This is a genomic window from Rhodanobacter sp. C06, assembly GCF_002001105.1.
Classification (GTDB): domain Bacteria; phylum Pseudomonadota; class Gammaproteobacteria; order Xanthomonadales; family Rhodanobacteraceae; genus Rhodanobacter_A.
This window is the reverse complement of record NZ_MUNP01000056.1, coordinates 21,228-27,963: the sequence shown is the minus strand read 5'-3', so window position 1 is coordinate 27,963 and position 6,736 is coordinate 21,228. Positions and strand designations below refer to the sequence as shown.

5 protein-coding genes are annotated in these 6,736 nt (G+C 67.5%); all 5 read right to left on the bottom strand.

Going from position 1 to position 6,736, the window contains the following annotated elements:
• Positions 1 to 1,203, bottom strand: a 1,203-nt coding sequence (locus B0E52_RS11655; RefSeq protein ID WP_077484009.1) for a M56 family metallopeptidase, incomplete at its 3' end; no start/stop codon positions are given.
• Between the two features lies 1 nt (position 1,204).
• Positions 1,205 to 1,591, bottom strand: a complete 387-nt coding sequence (locus tag B0E52_RS11650) for a BlaI/MecI/CopY family transcriptional regulator (RefSeq protein WP_077484008.1) — start codon at positions 1,589 to 1,591, stop codon at positions 1,205 to 1,207.
• 96 nt (positions 1,592 to 1,687) lie between these two features.
• Positions 1,688 to 2,365 carry a CPBP family intramembrane glutamic endopeptidase gene (locus tag B0E52_RS11645; protein WP_077484007.1) on the bottom strand — a complete coding sequence of 226 codons (678 nt, stop codon included), beginning with the start codon at positions 2,363 to 2,365 and terminating at the stop codon, positions 1,688 to 1,690.
• 39 nt (positions 2,366 to 2,404) lie between these two features.
• Positions 2,405 to 2,971 (bottom strand): TetR/AcrR family transcriptional regulator, encoded by a 567-nt coding sequence (locus B0E52_RS11640; RefSeq protein ID WP_077484006.1) that lies wholly within the window; start codon positions 2,969 to 2,971, stop codon positions 2,405 to 2,407.
• A gap of 266 nt (positions 2,972 to 3,237) precedes the next feature.
• Positions 3,238 to 6,483: a TonB-dependent receptor gene (locus tag B0E52_RS11635; RefSeq protein ID WP_077484005.1), complete on the bottom strand. Its 3,246-nt coding sequence runs from the start codon at positions 6,481 to 6,483 to the stop codon at positions 3,238 to 3,240.
• Between the last annotated feature and the right edge of the window lie 253 nt (positions 6,484 to 6,736).

Genomic DNA, 6,736 nt, shown 5'->3' with positions numbered 1-6,736 from the left:
CGTCTTCACCCGACTGACCATGCTGCAGCAGACCCCGGCGGCGATGCCGCGCAACCGTGGCTGGCTGCTTGTCGCGCTCGTCGCGCTGATCGGCGTGCTGCCGGCTGTCGCGGGTTGCGCGGCATCGGCCACCACGCGATATGGCAGCACGCCGATCAGCGCGACGAGCGCGACAAGCAGCCAGCCACGGTTGCGCGGCATCGCCGCAGGGGTCTGCTGCAGCATGGTCAGTCGCCTCTTGAGGTTGTGGAAGGTGGGGGATGCGCCGGCGAGGCCGGCGTGCAGCGGGCGCGCCACGCCCAGCCGCAGCAGCAGCTGGCCGTAGTCCTGCGGTGCGACGCGCTGCTGTTCGACGGCCTGTGCGTCGCAGGCGGCCTCGCGATGCAGCGCGTATTCGCGCATCGCCCAGCGCAGCAGCGGATGGAAGCAGAACAGCCGCATGGCCAGCGCGGGAATCCAGCCCAGCAGCAGATCGCCGCGCTTGAGATGGGCGAGCTCGTGGGCCAGCGCCAACTCGGCTTCCTCGGCGCTCAGCGTGGCGTGCGCCGGCCACAACACGACCGGACGCCAGCCGCCGCTGACCTGGGGCGAGGCGATGTCGGGCGAGACCAACACGGCGGGCGCGCGGCGCAAGCCGAGCGCGCGGGCCTGCCGCACACAGCGCATCCGCAGCTCGGAGCCCGTCACCGTTTGCGCGGCATGGCGCAGGCGGTGCGCACGAAGGTATTCGCGGACCAGCGCGGGCAACTGCGCCAGCAGCAGGAGCAGCCACGCGGCGACCAGGGCCGTGCGCCAATGGCTGGCCAGCCAGCCCGGTTCGGCGCCGGCGGACGCTTTGGCGCCGGATATCGGCGTCGCGGCAGGCGTGGCCGCGAAGGGCGCGATGGCATGGTCGACGCCCGCGCCGATGGCGGCGGCGTGGACCACTGCGGTAGCGGACGCGCTGCGCTGTGGTGTGGCAACGATCGGCGTTGTTGCAACGGTTGGCGGGGCCAGCAGCGGCAGGCGGATCGGCGCCTGCCACGCCAGGCCCAGCAGCACCTGCAGGCCCACCAGCCACCACAGCGCGCAGCGCGCAGCCGCGGGCAGCCGCGGAAAGGTGCGTATGAGCAGGGCGACCGCACCCACCAGCACGATGGCTTGCAGCGACGTCCAGGCGAGGCGTTCCAGCAGCAGGGCGGCCAGATGATCGAACGTCGTCATCTCACTTCTCCTTGCGCGTGGTCTTGAGCTGCTTCACCAGCGCCTGCAGTTCGGCCAGTTCGTCGTCGCTGACCTCGCCGCGCTCGGCCATCCAGGCCACGAACGGCGAGACCGAGCCGCTCAGCGTCTTTTCCACGAACTGGCCCACCGCGCTGCGCATCGCCTCGCCGGGACCGGTGGCGGTGCTGTAGCGGTACATGCCCTGCGCCTGCCGGCGCTTGAGGTAACCCTTGGCGCGCAGGCGCTCCATCATCGTCAGCACGGTCGAGCGGGCGAGGCCTTGTGCCTCGCCGAAGCCGGCGGCCACCTCGCCTACCGAGACAGGCTCGTGGGCGGCGAGATGGCGCAGCAGGGCGAGTTCCTGGTCGCCGATGGAAGGTCTTGGCATGCGGGCGCACCTGTTTTGACTACACGTGTCGGCAAACTACGCCTGACGACACGTGTAGTCAATAGGGCCGCCGCCCTCGCGCGCCGTGCCGCCGTCTCAGGCAAGCACCGAGGCGGCGTCCACGATGAAGTGCGCGATGATGTTGACCCACAGGTTGCGCCGCCACAGGTACAGCAGGGAAAACGCCAGGCCGCCGACGGCGACGATCAGTTCGTGGCTCCAGCCCCAGTAGGTCACGTGGTCGATGGTGAACACGGTCAGGGAGAGCAGCAGCGCGACGGCGCGGCTGCCGCTCAACTCCTCGATCCGCTGCATCGCATAGCCGCGGAACAGCACTTCCTCGGAAACCGCGGCGCGTACGGTCGAGACGAGGCGCCACCAGAAGGGCGTGGCCATCAGCGCGCCGCCGTTCGCCGTGGCGGCTGCCGAGTCGCTCAGGTGCAGCGCAGGGAGTATGAGGAAGTACATCGTGCCCAGCACGGCAAGTACCGCCACGCCGGCCGCCACGCCGATCAGTGTGTTGCCGATGCCGGGTGCGCGGAAACCGATGGACGACAGTGGCCGTCGCTCGACCTTGCGCACGTAGAGCAGCATCGCCGCGACGTAGATCCACCAGATCGCCTCGTTGCCGACCAGATGCCCGACGCTGGCGAACTCGTGATCCCAGGTGCTGAAGGGCAGGCTGGCCACGCCGAGCGCGAGCAGCAGGCCGACGAGGATGACGGACCATCGGCGCTTCTCGATCGTCCGCGCATGGGCGAGCAGGGTGTGCATGGAAAGTCCTTCCGGTGCGGTGCGGCGTGGGTTCCGGGTTCAGGCGCCCGCGTGCTGCTTGGGGGTGTCGCCGGCGATGCGGATGAAGCGGTCGAGCGCCTGCGTGGTCCGCTTGCGGTCGCCCGTGCTCATCAGTTCGAGGAAGAGGCCGTCGAACACCGCCGCGCACAACGTGGCGAAGGCGGGATCGCGCCGCGGCGCCGGGAGCATCGCGAGGATGAAGTCCGACCAGTTCGAGGCGTTGCGCTGCAGGTACTGCGCGTAGGTGTCCGGGCTCTGGATGGCGAGTATCTGCAGCTCGTAGAGCAGCTTGAGGTAGGGGTAGTTGCGCCTGGCGGTCGCCCATTGCCAGAGCAGCTTGAGCGGCTGCGGCTGCCGTTTCGGCGTGCCCGGCGCAAGCAGTTGCGCGAAGGACCGGCGCAGCCGCGTCTGCATGGTTTCGAGGACCTCGGCGAGCAGGCTTTCCTTCGTTTCGAAGTGGTAGATGAGCAGGCGGGCACTGGTGCCGGTGGCCGCGGCGAGCGGGCGCAGCGACAGGTCGGCCAGCCCGCGTTCGAGCAGGTGGGCGATGAGGGCGTCGATCAGTGCGTCTTTGCGCGTCTGCATGTAACGAACGTTACGTGTAACGATCGTTACACGTCAAGTGGCGCGAGATGACGCGGTGCCGGAAACGGCACGGGTGCCCGCAGGCGCCCATGCCCGGTTGCGGCCGGAACGTGGTCGGTACGCGCGCGAAACATTCCGCGTCGAGCCGAGTGTTTCGCCGGCGCATCCGGCCCACGCCCGTACGCGTCCCCATGGATCGATCGCTCGCGCGACCGATCCATTGCGGCCATCCGTGGCCGGTCTTCGCGTTTGAAGGTCGCAAACGCTCAGAAGTTGTAGCGCAGGGTCAGCATGGCCGACCAGCGCGAGACCACGCGGCTGGGGTCGTAGAAACCGCCGTCGTAGGTCTGCAGCGGCTGCGGCTGGTAGTTGCCATTCTTGTCGGTGGGCAGCGAGTACAGGTACTGCCCCTGCGCGTTCACGCCGGCGTAGTTGGCGAGGATGCGGGTGGGGTAGATGCCGGTGTTGCGCTGCTGGCCCCAGTCGCTGTTCACCAGGTTGAGCACGTTGTAGACGTCCAGCCGCAGCACGCCCTTGTTGCCCTTGAAGATGCCGGGCACTTCCTGCGAGAAGCTCATGTCCAGTTCGTTGACCCAGGCGGTGCGGTCGCCGTTGCGGTTGGCGATCTGGCCGCGATGGTCGCGCAGGTAGTCGTCGCCGGCGAGGAAGGCCTGGAATTGCGCGATCGTCTGCGCACTGGTGCCGGCGGCGTAGGCCACCTTGGGGTCGTTCGCCGACGGGATGTAGACCGGATCCCAGCCGCCGACGCTGTCGCCGTTGGCGTCGTTGCCGAACACCCAGGTGTAGGGCAGGCCGGTGTGGCCGCTGTAGAACAGCGAGACCTGGGTGTTGTAGTCGCCGAAGAATGCGTGCTGCCAGGTCAGCGAGGCCTTCAGCGTCTTGGCCACGTTGTAGTTGGAGGTGGCCAGCACGTCGCTGTTCGGGTCCAGCCGCGCCACGCGCTGGTAGCCGTTGTAGGCGATGGTGTCGGTGCCGGGGTCGACGTCGGTGGCGTGGTTGAAGGTGAGGCTGACGTTGCCGAACCAGCTGTCCGAGAACGGCTTGCTCAACGCCAGCGTGAAGCTGTCCGACTTGCCCTTGTGGGTGTTGGTGAGCAACGTGGAGGCGGTGCTGAAGGCGCGGTTCTGGTTGGCCAGGGTGTCGGCCGTCTTCGGCGCCTCGCCCGGAACCTTCCAAAACTGCTCGCGGCCGTCCGGCAGCGTGCCGGTGGGCGCGCCGAAGTTCAACGCCTCGTACAGGATGCCGTCGCGCACCTTGATGTGCTGGTACTCGGCCGAGGCCACCATGCCCCACCACGGCAGCTCGCGGTCCAGTGCCAGGCTCATCTTCCACACGCTGGGCAGGCGGAAGTTGCGGGCGATGGTGTCGATCGAGCCCGCGCCGCCGCCGGCCGGGATGTTCTGGTGGAACGGGTCGGGGCTGAACGGCGCGTTGGCCGGGTTGAACGAGGTGTAATTGAGCAGGGTGACGCCGTTGTTCTGGAACGGGTTGGTCATCCACACCGTGGGCGGGTTGGTCTGGAACAGGCCCGCGCCGCCGCGCAGCTGGGTCTTGTACGCGGTGTCGAAGTTGTAGTTGAACGACAGTCGCGGCTCCACGATGCGGTTGGAAGAGCCGACGGTGTAGTTGTTCGCGTAGCCGAAGGTCTGCGCGAAGGCCGGGTTGTAGACCGGCTGCTTGTTGGAGTGCGGCACGTCCATGCGCACGCCGTACTGCACCGACAGCGCGTCGTTGACCTGCCAGGTGTCCTGCAGGAACGGGCTGAACTGGCTGTAGGTCCACTGGGCGGCGATGTCGGCCAGTGCGTAGCCGGGTGCCGGGTGGTACAGCGAATACTTGTTGTAGTTGCCGGCGGCGAAGTTGGCCAGGCCCCAGAAGGTGTAGACGCCGAACTCGGACTGGCCGAACAGGTTGTAAATCTGGTTGCGCTGGAAATCGACGCCACCCTTGATCGCATGGTCGCCCAGGTACCAGGTGGCGGCGAGGAAGATGCTGACTTTCTTGGTGTCGATGTGGTTGTAGTGGCGGAACTGTTCCTCGCCCAGGTTCACCGACGGCCCCTTGCCGGTGGGCGAGAGGTTCACGGTCACCGAGGGCTGCTGGAACGGCGCGGTGGTGTCCTGCACGTACTTCTGGTAACCGACCTTGGCCTCGGTGGAGAAGCTGTCGTTCCAGTCGTCGTACAGGTGCAGTACGTAGTTGTTGGTGGTGATGGCCTTGGTGTAGGTGTAGCTGGTCAGGCCGACGCTGTTCGGGCTGTTGCCGCCCACCGCCGGCAGCAGCTCCTTGGTGTACTGGTAGGTGAAGCTGGCGCGGTGGTTGTTGGAGATGTTCCAGTCGATCTTGCCGAGGTAGCGCTTGTCGTCGTAGGTCAGGCCGGTGGGGCCGCCGAAGTTGCCGGGGGTGAGGCCGAGCTTGCTGGCGGTGGCGATGACCTGCTGCAGGTCGCCCGGCGACACCTTGTTGCTGGTGGACGGGCCGTTGCCCAGCGTGTCGTCCAGGCCGTTGGCCGAATCGGCGCCGATGCCGGTGGTCTTCTCGTGCTCCGCGGAGACGAAGAAAAACAGCTTGTCCTTGAGGATCGGGCCGCCGACGTTGAAGCCGTAGGTGGCGTCCTTCTGGTAGCCCTTGTAGTGGTAGCCGGGGTCGCTGCTGGGCAGCCAGCCGGCGTCGCCCACCAGGTGGTTCGCGTTGCGGTAGCTGTAGTAGACCGAGCCGTGGAACTGGTTGGTGCCGGACTTCGTCACCGCGTTGACGTCGGCGCCGACCACGTCGGAGGAGACGTCGTAGTTCGCGGTGGAGATGTTGTACTCGGCGATCGTCTCGGGCGAGATCGGCGACTTCTGGTAAGGCAGGCCGTTCGCGTTGAGGCCGAACGGGTCGCCCTGGGTCACGCCGTCCACCGCGATGTTGTTGTAGCGGTTGTTCATGCCCGCGGCGGAGATCGCGCCGGTGCCCTGGTCGGTCACGGTGATGCGCGGATCGAGCCGCACCACGTCGTCGATCGAGCGGTTGCCCTGCGGCGTGGCCTGCAGTTCGCGCTGCGAGATGGTGGTGGACAGGCCCTTGTTCTCGGAGGTGAAGGTCTGCGCCAGCGACGAGGCACTCACCGTCACCGCGCCCAGCGTGCGCGCCGATTCGGCGCCCGCGCCCAGGCTGAGGTTGATCGAGGAAGGCTGGCCCAGCTGCAGGTAGACGTTGTCCTGTTCGGTGCCGGCGAATCCGGTCTTCGCAGCGGTGATCGTGAACGGGCCGCCCGTACGCAGGCCTTGCGCGGCGTAACGGCCGTCGGCATCCGTGGTCACCGTCTTGGTGGTGCCGGAAGGCACGTGCAGGATGGTCACGGTGGCATCGGCCACGGGCTTGCCCTGCGCATCCAGCACGCGGCCGATGGCGCCGGAGGTGGTGATGTTCTGGGCGAAGACGGAACTGGTCGCCAGCAGCGTGGCGATGGCGAACGGAAGCGAGCGGGCACGCATCTTGATGGCCATGGGTTTCCTCGTGTGGTTTTTATAAGTGTCCCCGGAACGACGACGCCTCCCCGGTGGGGAGGCGATCGGCAATGGCGCGCTGGTTGCCGCCAGCGGCAGGGGGCATCTTAGGGCGAAAATTGTGACAAGCGCGTGTGAAGGAAGTCCGCCCGCGGCGCGTGTCCGCGGACGACAGAGCCTGCTCCATGTCTCCGCGTAGCCCACGTTGCCTTGCCGTGGCCGTCAGGTGGTGGCGCGTGGCGCAGCGCCTGCC